Annotated in this window: 21 protein-coding genes and 1 other annotated feature; of the genes, 3 read left to right on the plus strand and 18 right to left on the minus strand. The window is 46.0% G+C overall.

Going from position 1 to position 25,696, the window contains the following annotated elements:
* Positions 1 to 46: 46 nt before the first annotated feature.
* The 10 genes from N179_RS07835 to N179_RS07880 form a co-directional block, all read right to left on the minus strand.
* Positions 47 to 622, minus strand: a complete 576-nt coding sequence (locus N179_RS07835) for a Maf family protein (RefSeq protein WP_023468953.1) — start codon at positions 620 to 622, stop codon at positions 47 to 49.
* A 107-nt stretch (positions 623 to 729) separates the two neighbouring features.
* Entirely contained in the window at positions 730 to 1,452 is a 723-nt protein-coding gene (locus N179_RS07840; RefSeq protein ID WP_075642582.1) for a hypothetical protein, read from the minus strand.
* Positions 1,449 to 3,167, minus strand: coding sequence for a type IV pilus biogenesis protein PilM (locus tag N179_RS07845; RefSeq protein WP_075642583.1), 1,719 nt, complete (start codon positions 3,165 to 3,167; stop codon positions 1,449 to 1,451). The genes N179_RS07840 and N179_RS07845 overlap by 4 nt, the downstream gene beginning before the upstream one ends.
* A gap of 18 nt (positions 3,168 to 3,185) precedes the next feature.
* Complete coding sequence (locus tag N179_RS07850) at positions 3,186 to 3,941, minus strand: prepilin peptidase (protein WP_075642584.1); 756 nt, start codon at positions 3,939 to 3,941, stop codon at positions 3,186 to 3,188.
* Between the two features lie 57 nt (positions 3,942 to 3,998).
* Positions 3,999 to 4,469 carry a type II secretion system protein gene (locus N179_RS07855; RefSeq protein WP_075642585.1) on the minus strand — a complete coding sequence of 157 codons (471 nt, stop codon included), beginning with the start codon at positions 4,467 to 4,469 and terminating at the stop codon, positions 3,999 to 4,001.
* A 137-nt stretch (positions 4,470 to 4,606) separates the two neighbouring features.
* Positions 4,607 to 5,824: a type II secretion system F family protein gene (locus N179_RS07860; protein ID WP_075642586.1), complete on the minus strand. Its 1,218-nt coding sequence runs from the start codon at positions 5,822 to 5,824 to the stop codon at positions 4,607 to 4,609.
* A 4-nt stretch (positions 5,825 to 5,828) separates the two neighbouring features.
* A complete protein-coding gene (locus tag N179_RS07865; protein WP_200864060.1) occupies positions 5,829 to 6,863 on the minus strand; it encodes a type IV pilus twitching motility protein PilT in 1,035 nt (344 codons plus the stop codon).
* A gap of 8 nt (positions 6,864 to 6,871) precedes the next feature.
* A complete protein-coding gene (locus tag N179_RS07870; RefSeq protein WP_035396624.1) occupies positions 6,872 to 8,536 on the minus strand; it encodes a GspE/PulE family protein in 1,665 nt (554 codons plus the stop codon).
* Positions 8,537 to 8,544: 8 nt separating this feature from the next.
* The gene (locus N179_RS07875; RefSeq protein WP_023468961.1) at positions 8,545 to 8,859 is read right to left on the minus strand and encodes a hypothetical protein; all 315 of its coding nucleotides are present in this window, start codon (positions 8,857 to 8,859) and stop codon (positions 8,545 to 8,547) included.
* A 16-nt stretch (positions 8,860 to 8,875) separates the two neighbouring features.
* On the minus strand, positions 8,876 to 10,213 hold the full coding sequence (locus N179_RS07880) for a G5 domain-containing protein (protein ID WP_075642587.1): 1,338 nt from the start codon (positions 10,211 to 10,213) through the stop codon (positions 8,876 to 8,878).
* 176 nt (positions 10,214 to 10,389) lie between these two features.
* Between N179_RS07880 and N179_RS07885 the strand changes: the two genes are divergently transcribed.
* From N179_RS07885 to N179_RS07895, 3 genes are read left to right on the plus strand one after another with little or no spacing between them, the layout of a single operon-like run.
* Positions 10,390 to 10,917 (plus strand): type IV pilus modification PilV family protein, encoded by a 528-nt coding sequence (locus N179_RS07885; RefSeq protein WP_023468963.1) that lies wholly within the window; start codon positions 10,390 to 10,392, stop codon positions 10,915 to 10,917.
* Entirely contained in the window at positions 10,880 to 11,500 is a 621-nt protein-coding gene (locus tag N179_RS07890) for a PilW family protein (protein WP_058713792.1), read from the plus strand. Before N179_RS07885 ends, N179_RS07890 begins: the two co-directional genes overlap by 38 nt.
* A gap of 18 nt (positions 11,501 to 11,518) precedes the next feature.
* Positions 11,519 to 13,090, plus strand: a complete 1,572-nt coding sequence (locus N179_RS07895; protein WP_058713791.1) for a type II secretion system protein — start codon at positions 11,519 to 11,521, stop codon at positions 13,088 to 13,090.
* A gap of 46 nt (positions 13,091 to 13,136) precedes the next feature.
* Here N179_RS07895 and N179_RS07900 read toward each other — a convergent pair whose 3' ends face one another.
* The 8 genes from N179_RS07900 to hemC all read right to left on the minus strand — a co-directional run bounded on the left by N179_RS07900 (position 13,137) and on the right by hemC (position 25,669).
* Positions 13,137 to 13,823: an ankyrin repeat domain-containing protein gene (locus N179_RS07900; RefSeq protein ID WP_058713790.1), complete on the minus strand. Its 687-nt coding sequence runs from the start codon at positions 13,821 to 13,823 to the stop codon at positions 13,137 to 13,139.
* Positions 13,824 to 13,841: 18 nt separating this feature from the next.
* Entirely contained in the window at positions 13,842 to 17,438 is a 3,597-nt protein-coding gene (locus N179_RS07905; RefSeq protein WP_075642588.1) for a DUF5057 domain-containing protein, read from the minus strand.
* Positions 17,439 to 17,521: 83 nt separating this feature from the next.
* A complete protein-coding gene (locus N179_RS07910) occupies positions 17,522 to 18,754 on the minus strand; it encodes a bifunctional folylpolyglutamate synthase/dihydrofolate synthase (protein WP_075642589.1) in 1,233 nt (410 codons plus the stop codon).
* A gap of 54 nt (positions 18,755 to 18,808) precedes the next feature.
* On the minus strand, positions 18,809 to 21,445 hold the full coding sequence (locus tag N179_RS07915; protein ID WP_075642590.1) for a valine--tRNA ligase: 2,637 nt from the start codon (positions 21,443 to 21,445) through the stop codon (positions 18,809 to 18,811).
* 50 nt (positions 21,446 to 21,495) lie between these two features.
* Positions 21,496 to 21,725, minus strand: a binding site (T-box leader).
* Positions 21,726 to 21,779: 54 nt separating this feature from the next.
* Positions 21,780 to 23,090: a glutamate-1-semialdehyde 2,1-aminomutase gene (gene hemL / locus N179_RS07920; RefSeq protein ID WP_055968728.1), complete on the minus strand. Its 1,311-nt coding sequence runs from the start codon at positions 23,088 to 23,090 to the stop codon at positions 21,780 to 21,782.
* Positions 23,087 to 24,076, minus strand: a complete 990-nt coding sequence (hemB, locus tag N179_RS07925) for a porphobilinogen synthase (RefSeq protein ID WP_075642591.1) — start codon at positions 24,074 to 24,076, stop codon at positions 23,087 to 23,089. Before hemB ends, hemL begins: the two co-directional genes overlap by 4 nt.
* Positions 24,073 to 24,753, minus strand: a complete 681-nt coding sequence (locus N179_RS07930) for a uroporphyrinogen-III synthase (protein ID WP_075642592.1) — start codon at positions 24,751 to 24,753, stop codon at positions 24,073 to 24,075. The genes hemB and N179_RS07930 overlap by 4 nt, the downstream gene beginning before the upstream one ends.
* Positions 24,743 to 25,669 (minus strand): hydroxymethylbilane synthase, encoded by a 927-nt coding sequence (gene hemC, locus N179_RS07935; RefSeq protein ID WP_023468972.1) that lies wholly within the window; start codon positions 25,667 to 25,669, stop codon positions 24,743 to 24,745. The genes N179_RS07930 and hemC overlap by 11 nt, the downstream gene beginning before the upstream one ends.
* Between the last annotated feature and the right edge of the window lie 27 nt (positions 25,670 to 25,696).

The raw sequence follows: 25,696 nt of genomic DNA on the forward strand, positions 1-25,696 counted from the left end.
ATCCTTCGGCCATTCAATCACAGCATCCGACCTCTCTGTTTCAGAATTACGCAAACATCGGCTTGATTTTAAACGACGCGAGACGTTTCGTGATCTCGTGTATGGGCAATCCAACGACATTATAATAATCGCCCTCAATCGCCTCGACGAATAGCCCTCCCATCGCTTGGATACCATAGCCACCCGCTTTATCGTAAGGCTCGTTCGTCGCGATATACCCTTCGATCCACTCGTTTAACAATGCACCAAAACGAACGTGTGTCGTCACGTCGAACGTCTCCTCCTTTTCACCAAAGCGAATCGTCACGCCTGTCACGACTTCATGAGCGCGTCCTGACAGACGCGCAAGCATCGCCCGTGCCTCAGAACTATCTGCTGGCTTCTCAAGAATCATGTCATCAATCGCGACGACCGTATCCGCAGCCAAAATGACGCCGTCTATCGTAATCGCTCTCGCTTTCTTTTGCGATAGATAACGGACGTACTCATGCGGTGACATCGGAAATGGTGCCTCTTCGACGACATTCGCAGGTACGACTTCGTGAGGGATTCCAATTTGCTTTAGAAGTTCCGTCCGGCGTGGTGAAGCCGAGGCAAGGATCAAGTGTGGTTGCGTTACCATTAGTATCACGTTCTTTCCCGTTAATTTCGAATCGGATAATTCGAGTCATCGTATAGTCTAACAAAAAACAAGCGGTCCCTAACAGAGTAGGAACCGCCAAACTCATCTTAATTTCCTGTCACATCGACAAATGGATCTGACTTTGGTGTTTTTTCTTTAAGCGGCGTCTGTTTATCAGGCGTCAACTTCGTTAAATCCGGACGGTAATACGATTCAATTTCGACTGTGAAAGATAGCATTTCGTTTTCCAATTGAATTGCGCCACCGCCAGGTCCTTGTTCTTCTGGACCAGTCAACTGAATCTGTCGAAGAATCGTAATGCGATCTGTTCGCTCAATTTGTTTCAAGAAGGCCATCAATTCAAGATATGACGGTGCTTCAATCGTCAAAGAAGCTGGTAACGGTGTCGCATTTGCTGCGGGAGTAGTCGCTGTAGGCGTTGTCGCTTGATCCGATTCGGTCGCCATCGCTCCGTCAACAGCCGGTGTGGACGTTACGGGAGATTGTGGTGTACTCTCTTTCGACTGACCGAAAGTAATCGACTGCACTTTTACTCCAGCAATCTGACTTGCTGCGTTGATCGCATCGATGACATCATCATTCGATGCCGTCACCGGAACTTTTTGTTGTAGGAAACTCGATTCTGCCACGTCCACTTTTTGCTCATTTGCTTTTGCTTGCTCTAACGCCATTTGCTCTCGTTTGAGTGTCGCCTCTTTTTGTTGCAAGGTTTGATGTGTCATATACGTCGTATATCCAAAATACCCAATGCCACCTAAAACGATGAGAATTGATAAAAAGAGAAGGAGGTAACTGCTATATCGCTTCAATTTTCAGGCACCTCCTCAACTTCTGTCGAGATGACTTCTCCTGAAGGATCATCCGGTGTTTGACCGTCCCCTTCAATTTCTGGCTCAGATGGCTTATCTTCTTTCGGTACTGCCGGGTCTGCCTCATTGGTCTCTCCCTTAACAACCTCCTCAGGATTGACTTCCATAGAAAACTGACCGATATATCGCGGTTCTTCTGTCTTCGTGTCATCATTCGGAGTAATTTCCGTCGTTGGAATCTCTTGACCGGTCGCCGGATCAACCGTTGTCGTTGTCACGACATCTGTTTTTTCATTCATCGTTTTTGTCGTAACGCTTGCCAGTGTCGTACCGGAGAACACTTTATCGGTCAGCAACTCTCGGTAAAAATCATTCAGCTCATCGAGTGTCTCAAACTGAGCCGTCATAGCAACGGTATCATCCGCTCCATATGCGTACTGAAGAATGTATCCGCGTTCTGGTAAGTAACGTGTGATTCGCTCAAGTGTTGGAACAGCTGGCTTAGGTGCTTCTTCTAGCGACTCGACCGTCTGTTTCAATTGAACGACTTCTTGTTTAGACGACTGATCGGATTCGGATTGTAATTGTCGGACGATTTGAATCTGATCGTCTACGGATTCCACTCGGTTAGCGAACTGATCCGTTTGCCAATATAAATAACCACCAATCAATCCACCAAATAATAATAAAATCAGCGAAGCGACAAGCGGATATTTCGGTGCCTCGTCACTTTCCGGTAAAAGATTGATACGATCTGGTCGCGCAGTGGCTAGACCGACGATCGGTAAGTAAATGCGTGGAACCGATTGACTATCGATCGTCATCATGTCCGGTACTTCATCTAACTGAAGATCAAAGTTCGTTCGGAATCGTGTCGCTAATTCATCTCGAAACGGGAAGTCTCCCGCAAGGACAACCGTCTTGATTTCGCGGCTTTCTCGAGCGAGCGAGAAGCGGTAAAAGTCTAGCACACGCGAAAATTCTAACAGCATTTCATCCAAGACGAGTTCGACTGTCTGATCATCCGATCGATAGCGATAATGCAATTGATCCTCGATCACGTCTACATCCCAAGCATCTGCTGAAAACGTATCCACTGAGCGAATCAGGCGTGGTACACGATCTTCGATGATAATCAATTGATGGTTCGTCGCGTTCGCATTCCAAATCAGTAGCGTATCGGTATCTGCTGCCGGATAGTGCGCTTCAAGACCAAAGTAGGTAGACAGTGGTTGTGGCTCCGCTGCCACTAATCGAAGATGCTTTTGTTTAAACAATTGCGTATATTGTTTCAGTGCTTCGTTCGGTGCTGCATATAGCATGATTTCACGTTTTCCACCATCTTCAAGGACAGTGTAGTCGAAGTATGGTTCTTCAAAAGGAAGGACAATGCTATGACCAATCTCCATGAATAGATAACCCCGGATCTGATTCGTCGCAATCGTCTCCGGAATATCGAGTTTCCGCGCAAGGACGAGTGAACCATCCAGCGCAAGAACGGCTTTAGATCCGCGAGGAACTTTCAACTTCGTCAATAGACTATCAAAAATCAGATCGAGCGACGCTTCCGGTTGAAGCCATCCACCCTGTAACGTACCTGCCGGCAGAGATACGACAGCACGTCGTTTCAAGACCCCTTTTTTGACAACCGCACCAAAAATAGCGACGTCCGTAAAATTAAAATAAACATATGTACCTTTACGCCGTTGCGTCATATGTACGTTCTTCCTTTCTTAAAGCAGTAAATCGAGGTACCACGACACCCAATCATCCGCAAAATAATATGTAAGTAATGTCCCGATCGCAATGGAGGGAACGAATGGAATCGGTTGTTTTCGTCTGACGCGTCCCGTTCCGAGTAGCGTCAGCCCGATCACTGAACCAACAAATGCTGAAACAAACAACGCGATGACGACGTGAAGCGGTCCAAGGAAAATCCCGAGTAAACCGAAGAGCTTGACATCTCCTGCTCCCATACCGCGTCGTGATGCAAGAAAAATGACGAACAATAGAACGAATCCGACAATTCCTCCAATAATTGGATTATACCAGTTTTCCAGTGGAGAAAGGTAGCGCACAATCAAAGCAATTGGTAAAAAGAACAGTAAAATTTTATTCGGTATGAGCATATAGGCAAGATCAGACATCGTAAGAATAAACAAGAGACTAGTTAGAGTGAGTGTCAACGCAAGTTCCATCGACCAACCAAACTGCCAAAAGGCATACGCATAGAGCAGTCCACCGAGTAGTTCAAGCGCTGGATACTTGATTGAAATCGACTGTCCACAAGAACGACACTTCCCACCGAGTACTACATATCCGAGTACTGGCGTCAATTCGAGTGGTCCAAGCACATGTCCACAAGTCGGGCAATGAGAACGTGGATGAACGATCGACTCCCCGACCGGAACACGCAAACCAACGACATTCGTAAACGATGTAATCAATAAACCTAACAAGAAAAAATATACCGTGAAGACGATCGTCATAACACGACCTCCCTTTCAAAAAAGTTCAGAAAAAAACCCCCGAGGAGGGGGTGAAAATTACCAACGTTTCAGTTCGGATGGAGCTTTATTTGCAAAGTAATCGTCCTCACCCTTAAGAGTTACAGAGTAAGTATACTTCCCACCAGCTTCTGTTACAGATACAAATGCATCTGTATATGGTTTAGGCGAATCGAATGGATCTTCCATGCTATCGATATATTTATCGAGCACTACACCATCAGTTGTAGCAAATTTCTTTCCAGATTTCTCAATTCCCATTACAACTGTTTCTCCTGCTTTGATCGGATTCGAAGAAGTATATAACTTTGCAGCAGATACTAATTGCTTCGCATCGGAAACAACTGCATCCTTACGTGAGTTCTCAATCAATCCACCAATTGCAACGACAGCGATTGCTGCGATGATACCTAAGATAACGACGACGACGAGTAACTCGATCAATGTCAGTCCGCGCTCATCGCGCATTTGTTTTGCATCTAACCAGATTTCTTTTAACCGTTCGATCATTTCATTATGCCTCCCTAGTGCTTTTTTACTGTTCTTGGTTAGTAAGACTTACTAGCCAAACGAATACTATTATAGTAGCACCACATTTTTTGTAGTTTATGTCTTTTTTTAACAACAGGTAAATGTTTTTACAATTGTCAACTTGCTTGAATATCGGAATAAATCTTAAACATTGGTACGACGACGGCAATGACAATGACACCAACGATTGCGGCTAAAACAACAATCAATAATGGTTCGATGATCGATTTCAAACGATCCGTCGTCGTTTCCACTTCGGTTTCGTAAAAGTTCGCGACTTCCGTCAACATCGAATCGAGGCGACCTGACTCTTCCCCAATCGCAATCATCTGTGTGACGAGCGGCGGGAAATATTTGTTTCGCTCCAAAGGTTCGTGCATCGGAATACCGCGCGACATCGCTTCATTCGCACCTGCAATCCCTTTACGAATGATCCGATTCGTAACGATTCGTTCGGTAATATCAAGCGAAGCTAAAATCGGTACTGACGCATTGAGCAATACGGATAGACCACGTGTCATCAGTGCGATTTGTGATTTTTGAATCAGCGGTCCGAAGACTGGAATCATTAACAAGAAACGGTCAAAAAAGAGACGCTGCCGCTCATTCTTGAGATTAAAATACAACAGTCCGATTAAACCAAATGCAATCAATAGTAATACCCACCAATAGGCGACAAAAAAGTCGGAGACAGCGACGACGAGTTTCGTAATCAAGGGCAACTCACTGCCTAACTGATCAAAAATCGAAGCGAACGTCGGTACGACATTCATCATCAGGAAGACAACGACGCCGATTGCGACAAGCGAGACGACCGCCGGATAGATTAAGGCCGAAATGACTTTTCGTTTGATCTCATATTGTTTTTGCAGCTGTGTCACGATATTATCTAACGCCTCTTCGAGATTACCACTCGCTTCCCCCGCCATCGCCATACTAACGAAAAACGTATCAAATACACGAGGATGTTTTTCGATTGCCTGGGAAAACTGAATCCCACTACGCAAGTCATCTTCTACCTCGACAAGCGCTCGCTCGAGTGGTTTTGATTCTGTTTGTTTACGTAGAATTTCGGTTGCTCTAACAATCGAAACACCCGATCGAACGAGCGTTGCAAACTGACGCGCGTACATGACAAGATGCTCGATTTTCGGTTTAGCACTTAAAAACGTAATCTCGGTATTTAACCCTTTTGATTCTTGCTTTTCAAGCAATGTTACGGCAATTTGATCCGTCCGAAGACGTTCTGCCGCCTCGCGCTTTGACAAGGCAGTGATCTTGCCCTTCTTTCGTTTTCCAGTCATCGTTCGACCTTCGTAAATGAATACTGCCATCCCTTCACCCCGATATGTATGGTGTTGCAGCAGATGCCGGAATCAAACCGCGACTGACCAAATCCTGTAAGGCCATCTGCATCGTTTGCATGCCATATTGTTTACCCGTCTGCAAAACGGATTGAATCTGATATTCCTTACCTGTCCGAATCAAGTTGGAGACAGCTGGTGTATCGACCATGATTTCTAAAGCAGCGACACGTCCTGTTCCGTCCGATCGTGGCATGAGTCTTTGTGAGATGACACCCGCTAGGACGTTCGCTAACTGTGCTCGAATCTGATCTTGTTGCTCCGACGGAAATACATCGATGATTCGACTGACCGTTGAAGCTGCTGTTGCCGTGTGCACCGTCGCAAAGACAAGATGACCGGTTTCAGCAGCCGTTACCGCGGTAGCAATCGTCTCAAGGTCGCGCATTTCTCCCAGTAAAATCACATCCGGATCTTGGCGAAGTGCGGAACGCAATCCTGTCGAAAAACGTGGCGCATCAATTCCAATCTCCCGTTGATCGATTAAGCTTTTTCGATGACTATGTAAGTACTCAATCGGATCTTCCAGTGTGATGATCCGTTTATACATCGTTTGATTGATTTCATTGATCATCGCAGCAAGCGTCGTAGACTTCCCGGAACCCGTTGGACCCGTGACAAGAATGAGGCCGTGTGGCTTCGTCAAAAAGCGTTTGATGACTGGAGGAAGTCCTAACTGTTCAAGCGAAGGCACTTCTGTCGGGATCGTTCGAAAGGCCATCGATAATGCGCCTCGCTGATAAAAACAATTGACCCGATATCGTGCTACACCTGTCACACCAAACGAAAAATCAATATCTCGATCCTGCTTCAGTTGCTGATACATGTCTTCCGTGATCAACGAACGAACGAACCCATCAATGATGACTGGTTTCATCTTCTCGGATCCATATGGTGTCAGTGTTCCATTGATCCGAAACACAGGAGGGGATCCGGCAGTCAAATGAACATCGGATGCCCCTCGTTCCTTCGAGGAACGAAGAATATCTTCGATTTGGGCACGTTCCATCGTTTGATTCATTCTGAAATCACCGTCCGTAAAATTTCTTCTGTCGTCGTGATACCATCAGCTACTTTCGATAGACCATCAGCTAGAAGGAAACGTTGTCCTTGCGATTTAACGTACGCTGTGATGTCACTTTCCGTCGACTGGTTCATGATCATGCGCCGTAAGACTTCGTCAATCATGATGACTTCCTGAATCGCGACACGACCTCGATATCCAGTCATATTACAAGATGAGCAGCCACGACCTCGCATGACAGTCGTCGCTTCGATTCCTTCTTGATCAAACAGCTCCTGTTCCCGCGTTGATAACGAGTGGGCTTCTCCGCAGTCCCGACAAACACGGCGGACGAGTCGTTGTGCGATTAACCCACTAAGCGAAGCTGCAACGAGGAACGATTCAACGCCCATATCAATCAACCGCGTAATCGAACTGACTGCTGAGTTCGTATGGAGCGTGGATAGAACTAAGTGTCCCGTCAAAGAAGCACGGATCGATATTTCTGCCGTTTCGATATCGCGAATCTCACCGACCATGACGACGTTCGGATCTTGACGGAGAATCGATCGAAGACCACTCGCAAATGTCAAACCAATTTTTGAGTTCACTTGAACCTGGTTAATACCATCGACCTGGTACTCAACCGGATCTTCGACGGTAATGATGTTCCGCGACTCGTCATTCAACTCATTCAATGCTGCATACAATGTCGATGATTTCCCTGAACCGGTTGGCCCGGTAATCAAAATAATACCGTTCGGTCGTTTTAACATTTCTCGGAACTGTGATTCATTCCGTGAGCTGAAACCAATTTTAGAGATAGAAATATTTGAGTTGGAACTGTCAAGAATTCGAATAACGACTTTTTCCCCGTATACGGTAGGTAGTGTAGAAACACGGAAGTCGTAAGCTAGTCCATTAAAGACATATTTGATTCGCCCATCTTGCGGTAACCGGGATTCCGTAATATCAAGCTCACTCATGACCTTGATTCGTGTCGTTAAAATGCTTTGAATCTGCTTCGGATAATTATTTTCCGTTCGAAGTTCTCCATCGATTCGAATTCGAATCGTCATCGATGTTTCCTGGGGATCCATATGAATATCGGATGCCCGTTGTGCAATCGCATTTTCTAAGATTTGATTAACGAGACGAATGATTGGCGCATCTTCACGTGTCACCACGTCGCGCGACTGGTCCATCTCCGTCATATCATCTGACTCCAACAAATCGCGCAACGATGAATCGATATCATAATACTTCAAAATCGTTCGTCTGATTTCGTCCCGTGTCGCAATACCTACGTCAATCACTAGACCCGTCTGCATCCGTAAATCATCGATTGCAATCAAGTCCATCGGATCCGCCATGGCAATAAATAAACGATTTCCTTCACGGTAGACCGGAACTAACGTATGCCGCTGTGCTAACTCTTTTGAAATCAATTTCGTCACCGCGACATCGACCGGATAATTATACAGTTGAATGATCGGAATCTTTAACTGATGATGGAGCGCTTCTAGTAATTGTTGTTCCGTCAAATGACCGAGGCGGAGTAACGCGTCACCCAATTTTTCAGTTGGTCGTTTTACAGAAAGTGCCTCATCGATTTGACTCTCTGTCACTAAACTCTCTTCGATTAACATTTCACCGAGTCGTTTTCGCTTCATCGCCATTTAGTCCGTCATCCTTCCGCATGCCATGATTCGTCTTCAATCATTACAGTTCGCTTTTGTTTCTTTTCATCAATCAGACTCGTAACGCCTCCCGTTACGACACACAGTAATACCATACCGATCGCTACAAAAGGATTACTAATCCAATCCAACTGAACACTAAAATAGATCAGTGTCACCATGATAATCGCTGCGATGGATAATACTGACTTCGCCTGAATCGAGGTCACATATGGAATCGTCACCGCAAACATCAATCCACAAATGATTGTCGCAAGTCCGATGATGATTCCAAGTTCAATTGCAATCGTCGTCCAATTCATACTCTTCCCTCCTCGTTTAACCGACCGCTTTACCTGTCGATTCATCGTCTACTGGTGAAGCCGGATCCCCTTGATTGTCCTCGTCTGGTACCGTTGGTGATTCTGGACTATCTGGGGAAGTAGGAGAATCTGGCGTTTCGACCGTACCGTCCGTTTGCGAATCCTCAGGGTTCGATTCATCCGGCGTTTCAGAATCCATTCCGTCCTCAGATGGTGTTTCTTCGGTTGGTGGAACCACGACAGGCGCTTGTTCTTCTTGACTACTCTTTGTAATGACAGCTGGGACCGCCGCATAAAAATCTAAGGAAAGTAGCTTTTTCTTCTCTCCTTTAGCTGTTTTCATTACACGGTAGACTTCAATTGATTTTCCTTCTTCACCGGCTTGTGTATCGTTTGTCGTCCCGGCTGAAAGAGTGGCTGAGTAACGAGTAATGGTTCTAAATGGAATTGTCTTTTCTCCTTCCATCACAACAGTCACTGCCTCTTTTATTGGGGCTCCGCGTAGTTCAATCGTTACGTCGCTTCCCTCTTGCGTAGCGACGAGGCGATAAACTGATGCTTGCGTATTTCGAACAGCAAAATCTGTTTTTTCGTCAATTTTGACATCGTAACCTAGTGTAATATCATCAGGAAGCGTCGCATGTGGCATACGTTCCACGATTTCAAATGGTGTTTTTGCGAACAATTCGTATAATTTACTTCCAACGTAAGAAGCAGCGATTGGATCCATACCATACGTTTTCACATTCATTAATTGATCTGGCTTGATTTCGACGTTTGCCATGCCTGTAATCATCTGTTCTTCTGCTGCTGAACGTGTTGAAAACGTGATACTTGATACGACCTCACCTTCAGCAGACGACTCTGACGTTTGTGAAGGATCAAAATTCCCTTCAGCTAATGTCTTGCTTGTATTCGTTAACCATGTTTTAAACGCTTCCGTTTGTTCTTGTGAATAGCTGACAGGTTGCGTAGATAGAAAACTTTGTAGCATTTCGTCATCGATTGAGAGAATTAAGTCTCCTCCCGTTTTCAGAGACGCTTTTTTAACAGATTCCTCAGAATCAAATGTCACCAATTCAGTTGGTACCGGTAACGTTTCTTCTCCTGTACCCGTCGTCAACGGTGTTTTTTTGGACCATTCCGTAATCGCTTTTTGGACTGCGGATTCAGCTTCTTTACGACTCATCCCGCTTACAGGAACAGATCCAACTTTAGCCGTTTCAGAAAAAGTCGTCTGTTCAGTCGCCTTTCCGGTAAAGGAAATTAAGGCGAAAGATGGCACATAAATCAAAACCACGAGTAAGACGAGTAAAAGTGTATGTACAGCAAAACGCTTTGTATTGAGCATCATCTGTTTCCTTTCTGTATGAATTAATCATTTCAGGTGCCTAGTATTTCCATTATAATGAATATCATGATGAAACATAAGTCTATCCTGACAATTCTTTTCTCTAACTGTGAATGTCTGTAGGTTTTTGAACTTCATCCAATTGATGTTTTTTCCGATAGAAATGAAGAGGTGAGCATATGCAACACAAACAAGATGGATTTTCATTAATCGAGGTCCTTGTCAGTATTACGATTCTGTCGATTATCTCTGTCTCATTGATCAGTATCTTTTCGCAATCTCTTTCAGCATCACGCACTAGCACGGAATTGACGTTTGCGAACTATTTAGCTAAAAATGCTACTTCTTACATAAAGCGAGAAGCGATTGAAGCGACAACGAATGAAGCCTTTTCTTTCGTTTCATTATCTCAAGAAGCACTGAAGGCCGTTTATCTGAATGGAAATTATGTGATTCCAGAACCCGCCACTCCTTCTTGTGGTGTATCGGCTATTTGTACGTCAATTTTTACTGATCCTGAAATCAACAATATTTCATTTGATGTGAAGTACAGTGTGACACCTCATAAAATGGAAGGTGAAGTGAATCCGAATCTACTCGATCTTTATGTATACGTGTATGTAGAAGGAACGACTGAACCGATTACGACTTTGAAAGGATCGATTACGAATGCGACGCTCAACCAAAGTTTTCCAACAACAAAGTGAAGGATTCACACTCGTCGAACTACTTGTCTCAATCGTCGTTGCTTCTATTTTCAGTGCTGTTATCTTGACGGTATTCATTTCCGGAACGAAAAGTTTTCAAGCAACTGGTATCATTAGTGAATTACGTAGTGAAGCGGATAGTCGGATCGGTATCATTTTAAATGAGGTCAGTGGCTTTGATGCGATTCGCATCGATGAATCTAAAACACTTTCTTTTTATAAAAGAACGTTGCCTACGCTAAACAATGAGACGGGATTACTTGAACGAGCTAGTGGATTTCAACCGTTCAATGCAACAGAAGAAGCTTCAGCATCCGCATCTACTGTGAAGCCTGTTACATATACATTCCTGACCGAACAGCAACAAGGCGATAAACTCGTCTATACGTCAGAGCCACAATCAATCGATGAGCAATCCGAACTTTTTCAAACCTTCACATTATCTAGTCCTGAATATCAAACGATCACCGGAAGTACGTATCCTGGTCGTTATGTCATCCATGGTATTTTGACCATCACGACTCGAATCCAGTCAACTGATCAAGAAGAAGTACAGACCTTCACGAGTACGATTGGATTTTAATTCAGAAAGGAACTAATCATGCGTAAATCTGAACAAGGCTACACCTTATTATTCGTACTCGTCACGCTAACGGTACTTTCCGTTCTTGCCATAGCAACGATTGGTATCAGTCTACAGTCCACACGATTAACTGAAATCCGTGAAACGGATATAGATGTCGAGACATCTACTCAAAATGATTTGGATCAAGCCGTTGCTGCATTACAGCAAATCGTCGTCAAGACGACGGGCACTTCACCTACGACATCTTCACAAGCACTATTCAGTAATTTGAATAGCTCAATCATCTTACCTTTAAAGTCCATCGTCCCGAGTGTCTCGGTCGAAGTAAACGAGACCGCCTCGAATATCCGAGTTAAAGCATTAGATTTAACCGCAACAGTCGAGAAACAAAAGGGCGATCAGCCTGCGATTCGCAAGACATATCGCCAACGCGTGTATCTGTCTGCTATTCCAAGCTTCTTGTACTATACGCTTGGTTCGGATAACCAAGTCATTATCAAAGGTGCGCCTTTCATCGAAGGTAATATCTTCTCGCGAAATCCTTTAAAAGCAACCGCTACTCCTTATTTTAAATACAATAATGAAAATGGGACGTTCACAAATACACAAGCACTTCCCTATGTCGCTGGTCAAATTCGGGTGTTCCAAGAAAAAAATCTACCTTTGCTGCAATGTGAAGATTATTTATCTTGTGACCGTAGTATTTTTGATCCAAAAGGATCAACGGACCTCGTCTCAACGAAAGAAGCGCTTGTGCCATTCGACTTCAACTACGCTTTGAATGACTTTTTGAAGCTGCCGGTGAATACACCGATTACACAAATCACTACCTCCTTAAAGGACTCGGCTATTCCACAATCAGTCTTAACAGGTCCGTTTCTGACGGCACTTGATACGAAACGCCAGATGATTAGCCCCGCACCGAACACAAATAACACGATCACGTTGACGGATGATTTAGTACAAGAGACGCTCGAGCCTTTGATCATCAATGGGAATCTGACAATTTCTTCACTGAATTCCGTTGATCAGCCGTTGGAAATCAAACGGCCGCTTGTCGTCCTAGGTAACCTTCTCGTTCGAGGGAATGTTGGTTTTGCGACAACGATTTATACGACAGGTACAAGTCGTCTCGATGATGCGAATATTCAAGGTCTCACTTCCTCAACGAAACAAAACACGTTAATTCTACTCAGTAAAGGAACACTCGTCATCAACCGGGTGAATAAATTTTCAACACCCCGAACGACTACGCCTGACTTAAATGCGTTCCTTTACAGCGATGACGATCAAATCAATACGATCTACTCTGTCGGGTCGACGATGAACGTACGTGGTGGCATCTTTACGAAAGGGAAACTAGAAGTAAACGCCTATCGTGGAAAACTCGATTTAGAAGAGAATCAGTTCCCTGCTAATGTGACGGATTTAGAACGACTCATGATTGCCAATAAATCTTCGGATGTTGAAGCTTCTCGATTACGCATGGCCTATGATGCAACCGTTTTGAAAAATCCAACTTCTTTATTACCTTTAAATCGCTCTGTCCAAATGTATGTCGAAACACCAAAACGCATTCAACAGTAATTATAAAAGCCCCTCATCGAGTTGATGAGGGGCTTTTTGTTATTGCTTAAAATGTCGTAGCGCGATACATTTTTGCGATCTTCTTTACTTGTTTTGTTTCCACTTTTGCCTCGTGCTGCTTTAACAATTCAAATAAGTCTTTTCGATTTTGCTTGACTGTCTCATAAATCGGACGTTCTTTTCCTAGGTTTGGATCGGCACCAGCCCCTAGAAGTAACTCGATGACTGTCTCATTTTGATCAAGTGTGGCATAAAATAAAGGGGTATGACCGTACGCATCGATTCGATTTAAATCTTTAGACGTTGCGCGCTTAACAAGTAAAGCATACGCATCACTGGAACGATTCACACTCGTTGCCACATGAAGGACAGATTGTTTTTTCTGATTTAACTGATTCACTTTTGCTCCCTTTTTAAGCCAAGTAGCCACTGTATCCCGAGGAGCAAATTGCGCCGCATAAAACCAATTCATTTGATTTTGAGATGTCTTAGAATCTAATAGCAATTCAGCCTTTTCAAATGCAAGAGTCTCTTGAAAACGACCAATATAACGATTTTTTTCCGACGTAGTCATGTCTGAACTCTTTAACGCGGATGCTAATTCCATAGGCTTTTCTGAACGTAACGCCTGTTCTAGTTCAGTTTTTCGATTCGATTGGATGACGTAACTTGTAACTCCGACTCCAGTCAAAATCACGATCAACAGGATGACAACGATGCGTTTTCGTTTCATATCCAACTTCCCCACTTTTTAATATACATCTCCATCCAAGTCGGTTGATCCTGAATCTGAACCAATTGTCACCTTAAATGTTGTACTCAAAGGTGTTTTCTGATCATTTTTCAAGACTTCCAACACATCTTTATTTTCTTTTAGCACAATTACTTTAATGCGAGCTACACCAGGGCGTAACGGTTGCAACGCTTGACCAGTCGGATCGACTCTGACGTACTCTTTCCCTTGCGTCACTTCCATCCGGTAAAATCGTTCAGTCGTCGTTTCCGGGAACCATCCTAAGAGTGGCCGTTTGTTTTCGTCCTTCATCGTCATGATTAAATCATCAGCTGTTACATTGATCGGGTTCTCACGGACTCGAACGAGTGTCTTCGCTACCGTATCTGGGAAATCCGTCAACGTGAGTAATGCTTCGACAGCTCCATTCGGAGTACCGGTCTTACCTGTAATCGTATAACCGTTCGCTGTTGGTGTCAGTTCAATCGCACTACTCAGCGTAGATGTCGTAAATGGTAACGGGTAATTCGGCTTGAATGTTGCCGTCACATCTTGTTTCGATCCAACCCAGAGTTCGAGATTACTTGGAGCGACCGCTAGTTCTGGTAGCTTCACTTGAATCGTATAGGTCGTAGACTGAGCAAGATATGTCGAGCTTCCCGCTTCTGCCGGAACGACAGCTTTAACTGTGATCGTTCCAGGTGTTTTCCCGGTCAAATCTAATGTGTTTTTCGATAAACCATTCGTTTTGACATGCGAATCATTCGTGATGATCCATTGAATCGGTGTCTCGTTTCCTGAAATCATCGAAGCGAGTCCCGTCATGGATTTCGTTTCACCAACGTACAGTGTATCCGGTACGTTTCTTACAATCAGTCCACCAAATACATCATTGATCACGAGATCAGATGTCGTCGTGAGTTCTTTTCCATTACCTACAGGAACGACTAATTTGATTTGTGTCGTACCGACTTTTTTCGGTTTAATGACTCCGGCTTCATCGATTGAGGCAATCGTCGGATCGACGATCGACCATTTCAACGTTCCGTATTGGCTACCTGTCGGATTAATTTCTGGCAAGACTTTATACGATGGTGTCGTGATATCCATCTTGACGGATGGAATCTTCGCACTTGTCGCAAATGCCGGTGTCAATGCGTAGCCAAGTGTCGGAAATGCTTGTGGATCATTATTTACTGTCGTTAGTTTATCTGAACGATTTGTTTCATTTTTATAGACATTTTTAGTTGATGTTAGCACATTATCTTTTTTATCGAGCGTGTAAATGCCCGCAGATTCTTTAGCTTTTACTTTTACTTTAAATGTTATTTCTGATTGTTTAGCTACCCACTGCCCTTGGTAAATGCCGTCAAGTGCTTCATCGTATTCAATGTTTGGTGCGTAGCCTTTTATAGACTGTCCAGAAATAATAGCATCCTTTAACCCACTAGTTGAAACCACTTCTAAATTACTCGGTAATTTTTCATTGAACAGTATATTTTCCATCGTCACAGAAAATTTCCCTTTGATATAGCCATTCTCACCAATAGCTTCTTGTTGCTTCATAGGTGTTGTTTTAATGGTATATGAAATTTCAGCCGTCTCACCATTAGGAATAGTAGCCGGATCAATAGAACGAGATAATACGAAAGGAGCAGAAACAGCAGGTCGAACAACTTGAACGGTCCGTGTCTCGATTGCCTTAGCTCCCCGCTGATCCTCTGCTTCGATTCGAATCGTAACACTTGTTTTACCTTTTAATTTTGATTCGAAGGATTGACTGACGAACGAGTTATTCTTCAACTTATTGTTTTCAAAGACTTTCTCATTATCAATATAGATCCGTGTCTTTAGCTCACGGTCTTGCAGATCATAGTCGTTGACTTGATACGAGATCGTCAACGGCTCATTCTCAAGATAGCTCGATTTGTCCGTTGGCAAGATATTCTTGATTAATGGCTTGTGGTTCGCACCGATGAAAGCACGATACATCGTATTCGAGAACAATTCTTTTTCTTGTTGTTGATCAAATTTTGTTGTGTGTCCTGCTCCAGAATACGTAACGTTCCCTTTTGTGTACATATAGTAGTGGTTGCGTGCGTCCCCAATCGTTCGACCTGCAGCCTGGTTCGAGGTATTCAGATCTTTTTCACGGATGTTATACCACGGAATAAGGTCCGGTTGCTCAAGATCCAAGCCGAAGTATTGATTGTGGGTCGTTGCTATCGCTACTGTATCTGCCAAAGCAAATGGATAAGAAGTCATGACTCCGGCATTTTGTTTGACTGCCTGCCCTGATGGTCGTTGCGCCCCGTATCCCATATTCGTAAAGTTCTTTTGACCAGCGAGATCGGCAAATTTCGTTTCCCAGAATAATTCAGGTTTATCAGTTTGAGCTGGTCTGAAAATCGTGTCGTGTGTCAACATCAATCCTTGACCAGTATTCGTAAAATCAAGGATTGCATTCGATGCAGGATCGCTTAGTGCAGCAGCACCATATGAATCTTGAAACCCGAAAATCAACATGTCATAATTTGTATTTAAATTTTTCTTTTGAAAGTCCGAGTTGAATGTTGTTGCAGATAATACTTCGACATTAAAGTCATATAATCCGTCTTGTTTCAACAATGTACCCGACATGAATCCATTAATAGAGCCGGTTGATCCCGAACGCGTGACTTGTAAAATCTTCGCTTGGGCTACCTGATCCTTCATTAAGAAGCTACCGGTCTTATAATCCGAAAGTCCGTCTTCACTTACGACTTTAATCATCCAGTTCCGTGGTCCTGTATAACTCGGTGCATCAAATTGATAGGACAAGGAGCCAGAAATCGTCGCTGGTTTTTCATCGACCTTTTCGGATTCCTCAAACTGGTCATTACTATTGAAATCAATATACAATTGAACGCGTGTATTAGCCGTAGTTTGATCAAGCGTAAAATTAAAATCAATTGGTTTATCTGGTGAAGCCGGTGCTGCTTTATCCACCGATGTTAACGATTGACCAGCCTGCGAAACCGCTACTTTGCTTAAACGAGGTCGTTCAATTTTTTCGGATTGTAATCGGGAGACGACCTGTTTTGAATCCGTATAGGCAATCGCAGCACCAGACGTCATGCTTGGCTTAAAAATCGAAGTGAAATTACTCGTTGCATGTGTTAACACATCAGCGTGTAAAAAGACGGGTAATCCTTTTTGAATATAGTTCGTCAAAATCTCATTCGCTTTTAACTGCGTAATATCATTCTCAATTTTACTCGTATTATGTTTTTTGGATGTATCAGATACTGTAATCGAATAACGGTCTGTTCCTGTAAAAATAGATGGATCAAAGACGATCGCATCAAATGCACCATCAAGTGAGAAACGAGACGCATTCAACTCTTTGACCGTCATCATCTTGATTTCGTATTGACTGGTATTCAACTCTTTTAACAATGATAACGACGTGATTGTCGTTCCCGGATCAATCCGGTTCGTCGCCGACCAATCATCACGAATCTCTAAAATCTTAAACTTCTCGCCTGTCGCCGCTTTTGAATGCGGTTCATGTATATACGTAAAGCTTGAAAAAATCAGTAAGCTTGCTACTAACAAACGGACCCACTGTCTCATCGCTCATCGTCTCCTCATCATGTCTTTGAAATCCGGGACTATACTTCCCCAATTTCATTATAACGAGCGAAATCGCATTTTCCCTATTTTGTAAAAGAGTTTGTGTACATTTGACGCACTTCACTGATGAAATAGAGTGATCCCGTCACGACATATGTTCGATTTGCGCTTAAGTGACCTAAGAATGCTTTGACCGTCGTTACGTTCGCGCCCTCTTGCTGCAACTCCTCTCGCGTCCGAGCTCGTGGGAAATCAAACGTCGTCTCGTAAATATCCGGTGTAATGCTACGTAACTGCGCTAGCATCGCTGTCCGGTCTTTGTCACGTAAAATCGAACAGAGCAACGTCACCGGTTTTGATTCCTCTTTTAACCGTTCAACAAGTGCCGTGATCCCTTCCGGATTATGCGCACCATCGAGAATGATCCGTGGTTTGCGTGAGATGATCTCAAACCGTCCCGGATGTTTTGCCTCCCGTAGCCCTTTTCGGATCGCCGCTTTCGACCATCCAAGTCGTCGCGCACAAATGACGGCGTTCGCTGCATTATGGACTTGATGATGACCTTCGAGACCTAAGCGTGTCTCCGGAATCCCATCATATGTCGCCCAAGTTCCTGTCTCTTTCAGACGGTAACGGATGATCGCTTCCTGACTCCATTTCAACGTCGCATTTCGGTCACCGCAATACGCCATTAACGGTACCGTCAGCTCTTCCTGCAGTTTTCCGGCGATGACCGGTGTCCCTTGTTTGATGATCCCGAACTTCTGTAAAGCAATCTCTTGGAGCGTATCTCCGAGAATCGCTTGATGATCGTGCCCGATCGACGTGATGATCGCTGCGACCGGCTTCTTGAAGACGTTCGTCGAATCATACAATCCACCGAGTCCGACTTCATAAATGACGAAATCGGGACGAATCTGATTAAAATAATAGAAAGCAAGTCCCGTTAATGCCTCGAACTCAGTGACCGTACCGAGTGCCGGATCGATATGCTGGATGGCAGCTTGAACAGCGATCGCAGCGGCGACGAGATCATCTTCTGCGATCGGTACCCCGTTCAACATAATCCGTTCCTCGAACTGAATGATATACGGCGACGTGAACGTCCCGATGCGTAATCCTTCCGCAATTCCCATCTCACGTAAGAACGCAACCGTCGATCCTTTCCCGTTCGTGCCAGCGACATGAATCGTCGGAATCGCGTCCGGGTCAATCTGTAATTCCAGTAACATCGCCTGCATCCGTTCAAGACCTGGTTTGACGCCAAATGCTAGTAAGCTCGATAACCAATCCAATACATCTTCTCGCGTCCTCATGTTGTTCGCTCCTTTAAAAAAAGTGGCTCAAGGAAACTTGAGCCACTGCTGTAATTAGTGTGAGAGTTCGTTGATGCGTGCTTCGACAGCTTGACGTTTTTCCGTATAATCAAGTGCCTTCGCCTTTTCTTCATCAATGACATGTGCCGGTGCTTTGCCAACGAAGCCAGGGTTGTTGAGTTTTTTCTCGACCCGTTCGACTTCTTTCGTATACTTGACGAGTTCTTTATTCAAGCGCGCGATTTCTTCCTCGATGTTGATCAAGTCCGCGAGTGGGATGAACAATTCTGCTCCCGTTACGATCGCACTCATCGCTTTTTCTGGTGCTGGCATCTGCTCTTCAATCCGGAGTTCAGACGCGTTCGTGAACTTTTGCAAGTACGAGCTGTTTGACGACAGGTCGTCTTGAACACGTGCGTCATTCGTCGAGATGAACAGTTGGATCTGTTTCGACATCGGTGCGTTCACTTCCGCGCGGATGTTACGAACCGAACGGATGACGTTCTGAACCGCTTCGAATGCTGGAACGGCTTCCGGGAAGTCGAGTGACGCTTCACGTGTTGGCCATGCAGCACGTGTGATCGTCTCGCCTTCATGCGGTAAGTGTTGCCAGATCTCTTCCGTGATGAACGGCATGAACGGGTGCATCAGACGCATGATCCGATCGAGCGTATAGGCAAGAACCGAACGCGTCGTCTGTTTTGCTGCTTCATCTTCCCCGTTGAGCGGTAACTTCGCCATCTCGATGTACCAGTTACAGAAGTCTTCCCAAATGAAGTGATAGAGAATACGTCCCGCTTCACCAAACTCGTATTTGTCAGATAAACGCGTTACGTCGTCAATCGTCGTCTGTAGGCGTGTCAGGATCCATTTATCTGCGAGTGACTTCTCGCCTGTCAAATCGATCTGATCAAACGTTAGACCATCCATGTTCATTAAGGCAAAACGGCTTGCGTTCCACAATTTGTTCGAGAAATTCCATGTCGCTTCGATCTTTTCCCAGTAGAAGCGGAGGTCGTTGCCTGGTGTTGATCCTGTCGTTAAGAACCAACGAAGAGAATCGGCACCATACTTCTCGATGACATCCATCGGGTCGATTCCGTTCCCGAGTGATTTCGACATCTTGCGTCCTTCCGAATCACGAATCAATCCGTGGATCAAGACGTCTTGGAATGGACGTTGTCCTGTAAATTCATACGATTGGAAGATCATCCGTGATACCCAGAAAGCGATGATGTCATAACCTGTGACGAGTGTCGACGTCGGGAAATATTTTTGATAATCCGCTGCGTCTTTGTTCGGCCAACCCATTGTTGAGAACGGCCAAAGCGCTGACGAGAACCACGTGTCGAGAACATCGTTGTCTTGCTCCCAGTTCTCGATATCGGCTGGTGCTTCCTTGCCAACGTATACTTCGCCTGTTTCTTTATGGTACCAAGCCGGAATCCGGTGTCCCCACCAGAGTTGACGGCTGACACACCAGTCACGGATGTTTTCCATCCAGCGCACATACGTGTTCTCAAAGCGTTGTGGAACGAAGTTGACCTTGTCTGGTCCTTGTTGCTCCTCGAGTGCTTTTTGCGCGAGTGGTTCCATTTTGACGAACCATTGGAGTGAGAGATACGGCTCAACGATCGCGTCTGAACGCTCCGAGTGACCGACAGAGTGCAAGTGTGGTTCGATTTTGATTAGAACACCTTCTGCTTTTAAATCTTCAACGATTTGTTTCCGGCATTCGAAGCGATCCATACCTTCGTATTTCCCTGCGTTCTCGTTCATCGTTCCATCTTCATTCATGACGAGGACACGTGGTAACTCGTGACGGTTACCGACTTCGAAGTCGTTCGGGTCGTGCGCTGGTGTGATCTTAACGACACCTGTACCGAACTCCATGTCGACATAGTCATCGGCAACAATCGGAATCTCGCGACCAACGATTGGTAACGTGATTGTTTTTCCGACGAGGTGAGCATAACGCTCATCCTTCGGGTTCACGGCGATCGCTGTATCACCGAGCATCGTCTCAGGACGTGTCGTCGCTAGTTCAACGTGACCTGAACCGTCCGTTAGTGGATAGCTGAAGTGATAGAACGCACCTTCGATATCCTTGTAGATGACTTCGATATCCGAGATCGCTGTTTTCGTCGCTGGGTCCCAGTTAACGATGTATTCGCCGCGGTAGATTAAGCCTTTTTCGTAAAGTTTCACGAAGACTTCTTGAACCGCTTCTGACAATCCTTCGTCAAGCGTGAAGCGTTCACGCGAATAATCGAGTCCGAGACCAAGTTTTGCCCATTGTGCACGGATCGTTGACGCGTACTCTTCTTTCCATGCCCATGATTGCTCAAGGAATTTCTCACGACCCATTTCAAGACGTGATTGTCCTTCTGCCCGCAGTTTTTGTTCGACTTTTGCTTGCGTCGCGATACCGGCATGGTCCATTCCTGGTAGGTAAAGAACGTCGAATCCTTGCATCCGCTTCATCCGTGTCAGCATGTCTTGTAACGTTGTGTCCCACGCGTGACCAAGGTGCAATTTACCTGTGACGTTCGGTGGTGGAATGACGATCGTGTACGGCTCTTTTTCTGGATCCTGATCGGCTTTGAAATAGTCACCTTTCACCCAAAAGTCGTACCATTTTTCTTCCGTTGCCTGCGGATCATACTTCGTTGGCATTGATAATTCCTGCATCCTGATCGCTCCCTTTTTGTCCATAATAAAAACGGCTTCTCTCGTCCTATGCTAAGGACGAAAGAAAGCCGTTGCTTTTTTCCGCGGTACCACCTTAGTTCATCCACAATCGGATGCCCTCGAGCCACGTAACGTGTGGAGGACGGATATCGCTCGTAAGACTCACGATACCAGCTCGTGGGGTGACCTTCCTCCTGTTCGCCCGTCACATCTTTCAGCCAAGGATGTGTTCTCTACACCGGTACGAATACAGGACTACTCTTCCCGTCATCGCTGTTGCCATTTTCTTCTTTACTTATTTTAGCCGAGAGTTCAAGCAATCGTCAAGAACTGCTTAACGACCAAATTCAACTTGGAGTTCTTGGAACGTCAATTCGACGGCTTCGATCGTCCGCTCGATGTCTTCGTCCGTGTGGGCGATTGACAGGAAGAGACCTTCGAATTGTGACGGTGGTAAGAAGACACCACGCGCCGCCATCTTTTGATAATACGAACGGAACATCTCAAGATTCGATGTTTTCGCTTTTTCGAAGTTCGTGACGCGCTCATCCGTGAAGAAGACACCGAACATCGCGCCTGCACGGTTCGTCGTCAACGGAATGTTATACTTCGCCGCAGCGTTCAGGTAGCCTTCTGACAAACGGCTCGCTTTCCGGTCGAACTCTGCATAGTGTTCTGGTTTCAATTGTGTCAATGTCGCTAGACCTGCTGCCATCGCGAGTGGGTTCCCGGATAACGTACCTGCTTGATAGATTGGACCTTGTGGTGCGATCTGCTCCATGATGTCACGACGTCCACCGTAAGCACCAACTGGCATTCCGCCGCCGATGACTTTACCGAGACACGTGATATCCGGTGTGACACCGAAATGTCCTTGGGCACAGTGGAATCCGACACGGAAACCGGTCATGACTTCGTCAAAGATCAATAAGGCGCCGTTTTCTGACGTGATTTCCCGTAAGCCTTCGAGGAATCCTGGTTCTGGTGGCACGAAGCCCATGTTCCCAGCAGCCGGTTCGACGATGACACCGGCGATATCGTCGCCATGTTTTTCGAACGCGATCCGGACAGCGTCCAAATCGTTATATGGAACCGTCAGCGTCATGCTCGCGATTTGCGCCGGAACGCCTGGTGAATCCGGTAATCCGAGTGTCGCGACACCTGAACCTGCTTTGATCAAGAGCGAGTCACCGTGACCATGATAACAGCCTTCGAACTTGAGGATTTTCGTCCGACCTGTATAGCCACGCGCGAGACGAAGGGCAGCCATCGTCGCTTCAGTCCCTGAGTTGACCATCCGGACGACTTCGACCGACGGCACCCGGCTGATGACGACTTCCGCCATCGCTGATTCGATTTCCGTTGGTGTCCCGTAGCTCCAGCCACGCGTTGCTTGTTCTTGGATCGCTGACGTGACGATTGGATCGGCATGACCGAGAATCATTGGTCCCCATGACAAGACGTAATCGATATATTCTTTTCCGTCGATATCATAGAGCTTCGATCCTTTCGCATGATCTGCGAAAATCGGTGTCATCCCGACCGATTTATAAGCACGGACCGGGCTGTTGACACCACCCGGCATGAGCGGGAGTGCCCGCTCGAATGCTTCTTTTGATTTTGAATTCTGGTTAATTAAGCTCATTTCGACCCCTCCAGGTAACGACAAATGTCTTTTGCGAAATAGGTGATGATTAAATCAGCGCCTGCTCGTTTAAAGCCAAGCATCGTCTCAAGGACGATTCGTTCTTCGTCGATCCAGCCGTTCAAGGCTGCGGCTTTGACCATCGCATACTCACCCGATACGTTATACGCGACGATCGGTAAATCGATTCGCTCGCGCACATCACGAATGATATCCATGAACGCAAGCGCAGGTTTGACGATCATGAAGTCAGCTCCTTGATCAACGTCCGCTGTTGCTTCGCGGAACGCTTCACGACGGTTTGCCGGGTCCATTTGATAACCTTTCCGGTCGCCTTCTCCCGGTGCCGAGTTCGCTGCATCACGGAATGGACCGTAATAAGCAGACGCATATTTAACACCGTAGCTCATGACCGGAATGTGGCTGAAGCCATTCTCATCTAATCCTTGACGAATCGCTGCGACGAATCCGTCCATCATCGATGATGGCGCGATGACGTCGGCACCTGCTCGAGCTTGTGAGACCGCTGTCTTGACGTGAAGCGGTAATGACGCATCATTATCGACCGTACCGTCAGCGACGATTCCACAGTGACCTGTCGATGTATATTCACATAAACATGTGTCGGCGATGACCGTTAGCTGCGGGGCAACCTTCTTGACGAGACGTGTCGCTTCTTGAACAATCCCGTGATCGTGAAACGCACCTGATCCTTGCTCGTCTTTCAAGTGGTCGTGCGGAACACCGAATAAAATGACAGATTCGATTCCGAGTGCGACGACTTCTTCAATCTCAGCCGTCAGATGATCGAGTGATAAGTTGAAGACGCCGGGCATCGAACTGACTTCGCGTTTAATGTCTTCGCCTTCAGCGACGAAAATCGGATAAATCAAATCTGATTTATGCAACTGATTCTCGCGGACGAGTGACCGGAGTGATGCGGTATGACGTAAACGACGGTGACGTGCGTATTCTAATGTGTTCATGCTGATTCCTCCTCAATGATACGATCAATCATGCCGTCCATCGTGAATTCACGGGCGACATGGATCGGTTGAAGTCCGGCTGTTTTTGCTGCTTGCTCCGTGATTGTCCCAATGACGATGAACGTCGCCAGCGGGGACAGTGGAGCAATCGCTTCGACAGCGGAAGGACTCTGCAGTCCAATATAGGCGGCAGTTCTGATAAGTGCTTCAGGTAGCCGACGGGTGACGGTTTCATAGGTGATGATATCTTCGATCGTATATCGATTCAGGTTTCGTAACTGATCGACCGGCGCTTGCCGCGATCGGTTCCCTCGCGCAAAGACGATATGATCGCCGTCAGACAAGTGTGGTCCGAGTTCTGCGACGAGTGCGTCTCCTGTAAAGGTCGACGGACAGAAGTCGGCTGTTCGACCGTACTTCGCAAGTGCATCTGCCGTCTTTCGTCCGACGACCGCGATACGCGTTGCTGCTAATTCAGGCAACGCATCAGCAATCCGGTAGACACCATTCGGACTCGTCACGATGAGCCAATCAATTCCCTTCGGCAATGTAAACGAAACCGGTCGCGTTTCAATGACAGGATAGTGCACTGACTCGATCGCGACGGCGCGCAATCGCGCGATCTGCTCGTTCGTCGGTGGTCGGCTGCCCGTGAAGAGTACCTGCTTACAAGTCATCCGGAAGTGTCGCGAGAATCTCGCGACCGCCCGAAGCAAGCAGACGTTCGGCAACATCTTGACCGAGTTGCATCGGGTCAAGACCTGATTCGCGCTCGAGTAGGATTTGCTCTCCATCGACGGATCCAATGAATCCGACGAGTGTCGTTGACATGTCTTCGTTGATCGTTGCGAATCCACCAACCGGAACGTGACAGCTGCCTTCGATTGCAGCTAGGAAAGCGCGCTCGGCGTAAGCTACTTTTTCCGTCATCTGATCATGGATCAGGTGCAGAAGGTCACGTACTTCTTGGTCATGTTCCCGACATTCGATACCGAGGATTCCTTGACCGACGGCTGGAATCATGTCATCTGTCGAGAGATATTCCGAGACGACGTCTTCAGACCAACCCATCCGTTGTAGACCAGCTGCTGCGAGCAGGATCCCGTCAAACGGACCATTCTTTAATTTATCGAGTCGTGTGTCGATGTTTCCGCGAATCGATTCGATCTTTAAATCAGGGCGGAGTTTTAGCAATTGCGACCCACGACGTAAGCTACTCGTACCGACAACTGCACCTTCTGGCAAGGAAGCAAGACCTTCGCCTGTTTTCGTGATCAAGGCATCACGCGCATCGACACGTGCTGGTGTGGCACCGATGATGAGACCATCCGGTAATTCAGAAGGTAGATCCTTCATGCTGTGAACGGCAAAATCGATTTCTTCGTCAATCATCTGTTGCTCGATTTCTTTTACGAATAATCCTTTACCGCCGACTTTCGAGAGCGTCACATCCAAAATGCGGTCCCCTTTTGTGATGATGTTCTTGATTTCGAACTCATACGGCGCGCCGGCTTGTTTCAACTGGTCAATGACCCATTTCGTCTGTGTCATCGCTAGCTTCGAGCTTCGCGATCCAACAATGATTTTTCGCATGCTAAAATCCCCCTGTACAATGATAAA

Source organism: Exiguobacterium indicum HHS 31 (genome assembly GCF_001939065.1).
GTDB lineage: Bacteria > Bacillota > Bacilli > Exiguobacteriales > Exiguobacteriaceae > Exiguobacterium_A > Exiguobacterium_A indicum.

Excerpts from the sequence above, each read along its gene's own strand:
- N179_RS07930 (WP_075642592.1), bottom strand. The coding sequence starts at position 24,753 with ATGACTTGTAAGCAGGTACTCTTCACGGGCAGCCGACCACCGACGAAC.
- N179_RS07885 (WP_023468963.1), top strand. The coding sequence starts at position 10,390 with ATGCAACACAAACAAGATGGATTTTCATTAATCGAGGTCCTTGTCAGT.
- N179_RS07870 (WP_035396624.1), bottom strand. The coding sequence starts at position 8,536 with ATGGCGATGAAGCGAAAACGACTCGGTGAAATGTTAATCGAAGAGAGT.
- N179_RS07850 (WP_075642584.1), bottom strand. The coding sequence starts at position 3,941 with ATGACGATCGTCTTCACGGTATATTTTTTCTTGTTAGGTTTATTGATT.
- N179_RS07910 (WP_075642589.1), bottom strand. The coding sequence starts at position 18,754 with ATGAGGACGCGAGAAGATGTATTGGATTGGTTATCGAGCTTACTAGCA.
- N179_RS07875 (WP_023468961.1), bottom strand. The coding sequence starts at position 8,859 with ATGAATTGGACGACGATTGCAATTGAACTTGGAATCATCATCGGACTT.
- N179_RS07865 (WP_200864060.1), bottom strand. The coding sequence starts at position 6,863 with ATGGAACGTGCCCAAATCGAAGATATTCTTCGTTCCTCGAAGGAACGA.
- N179_RS07860 (WP_075642586.1), bottom strand. The coding sequence starts at position 5,824 with ATGGCAGTATTCATTTACGAAGGTCGAACGATGACTGGAAAACGAAAG.
- N179_RS07895 (WP_058713791.1), top strand. The coding sequence starts at position 11,519 with ATGCGTAAATCTGAACAAGGCTACACCTTATTATTCGTACTCGTCACG.
- N179_RS07900 (WP_058713790.1), bottom strand. The coding sequence starts at position 13,823 with ATGAAACGAAAACGCATCGTTGTCATCCTGTTGATCGTGATTTTGACT.
- N179_RS07915 (WP_075642590.1), bottom strand. The coding sequence starts at position 21,445 with ATGCAGGAATTATCAATGCCAACGAAGTATGATCCGCAGGCAACGGAA.
- N179_RS07855 (WP_075642585.1), bottom strand. The coding sequence starts at position 4,469 with ATGATCGAACGGTTAAAAGAAATCTGGTTAGATGCAAAACAAATGCGC.
- N179_RS07880 (WP_075642587.1), bottom strand. The coding sequence starts at position 10,213 with ATGATGCTCAATACAAAGCGTTTTGCTGTACATACACTTTTACTCGTC.
- hemC (WP_023468972.1), bottom strand. The coding sequence starts at position 25,669 with ATGCGAAAAATCATTGTTGGATCGCGAAGCTCGAAGCTAGCGATGACA.
- N179_RS07835 (WP_023468953.1), bottom strand. The coding sequence starts at position 622 with ATGGTAACGCAACCACACTTGATCCTTGCCTCGGCTTCACCACGCCGG.
- hemL (WP_055968728.1), bottom strand. The coding sequence starts at position 23,090 with ATGAGCTTAATTAACCAGAATTCAAAATCAAAAGAAGCATTCGAGCGG.
- N179_RS07890 (WP_058713792.1), top strand. The coding sequence starts at position 10,880 with ATGCGACGCTCAACCAAAGTTTTCCAACAACAAAGTGAAGGATTCACA.
- hemB (WP_075642591.1), bottom strand. The coding sequence starts at position 24,076 with ATGAACACATTAGAATACGCACGTCACCGTCGTTTACGTCATACCGCA.
- N179_RS07845 (WP_075642583.1), bottom strand. The coding sequence starts at position 3,167 with ATGACGCAACGGCGTAAAGGTACATATGTTTATTTTAATTTTACGGAC.
- N179_RS07905 (WP_075642588.1), bottom strand. The coding sequence starts at position 17,438 with ATGAGACAGTGGGTCCGTTTGTTAGTAGCAAGCTTACTGATTTTTTCA.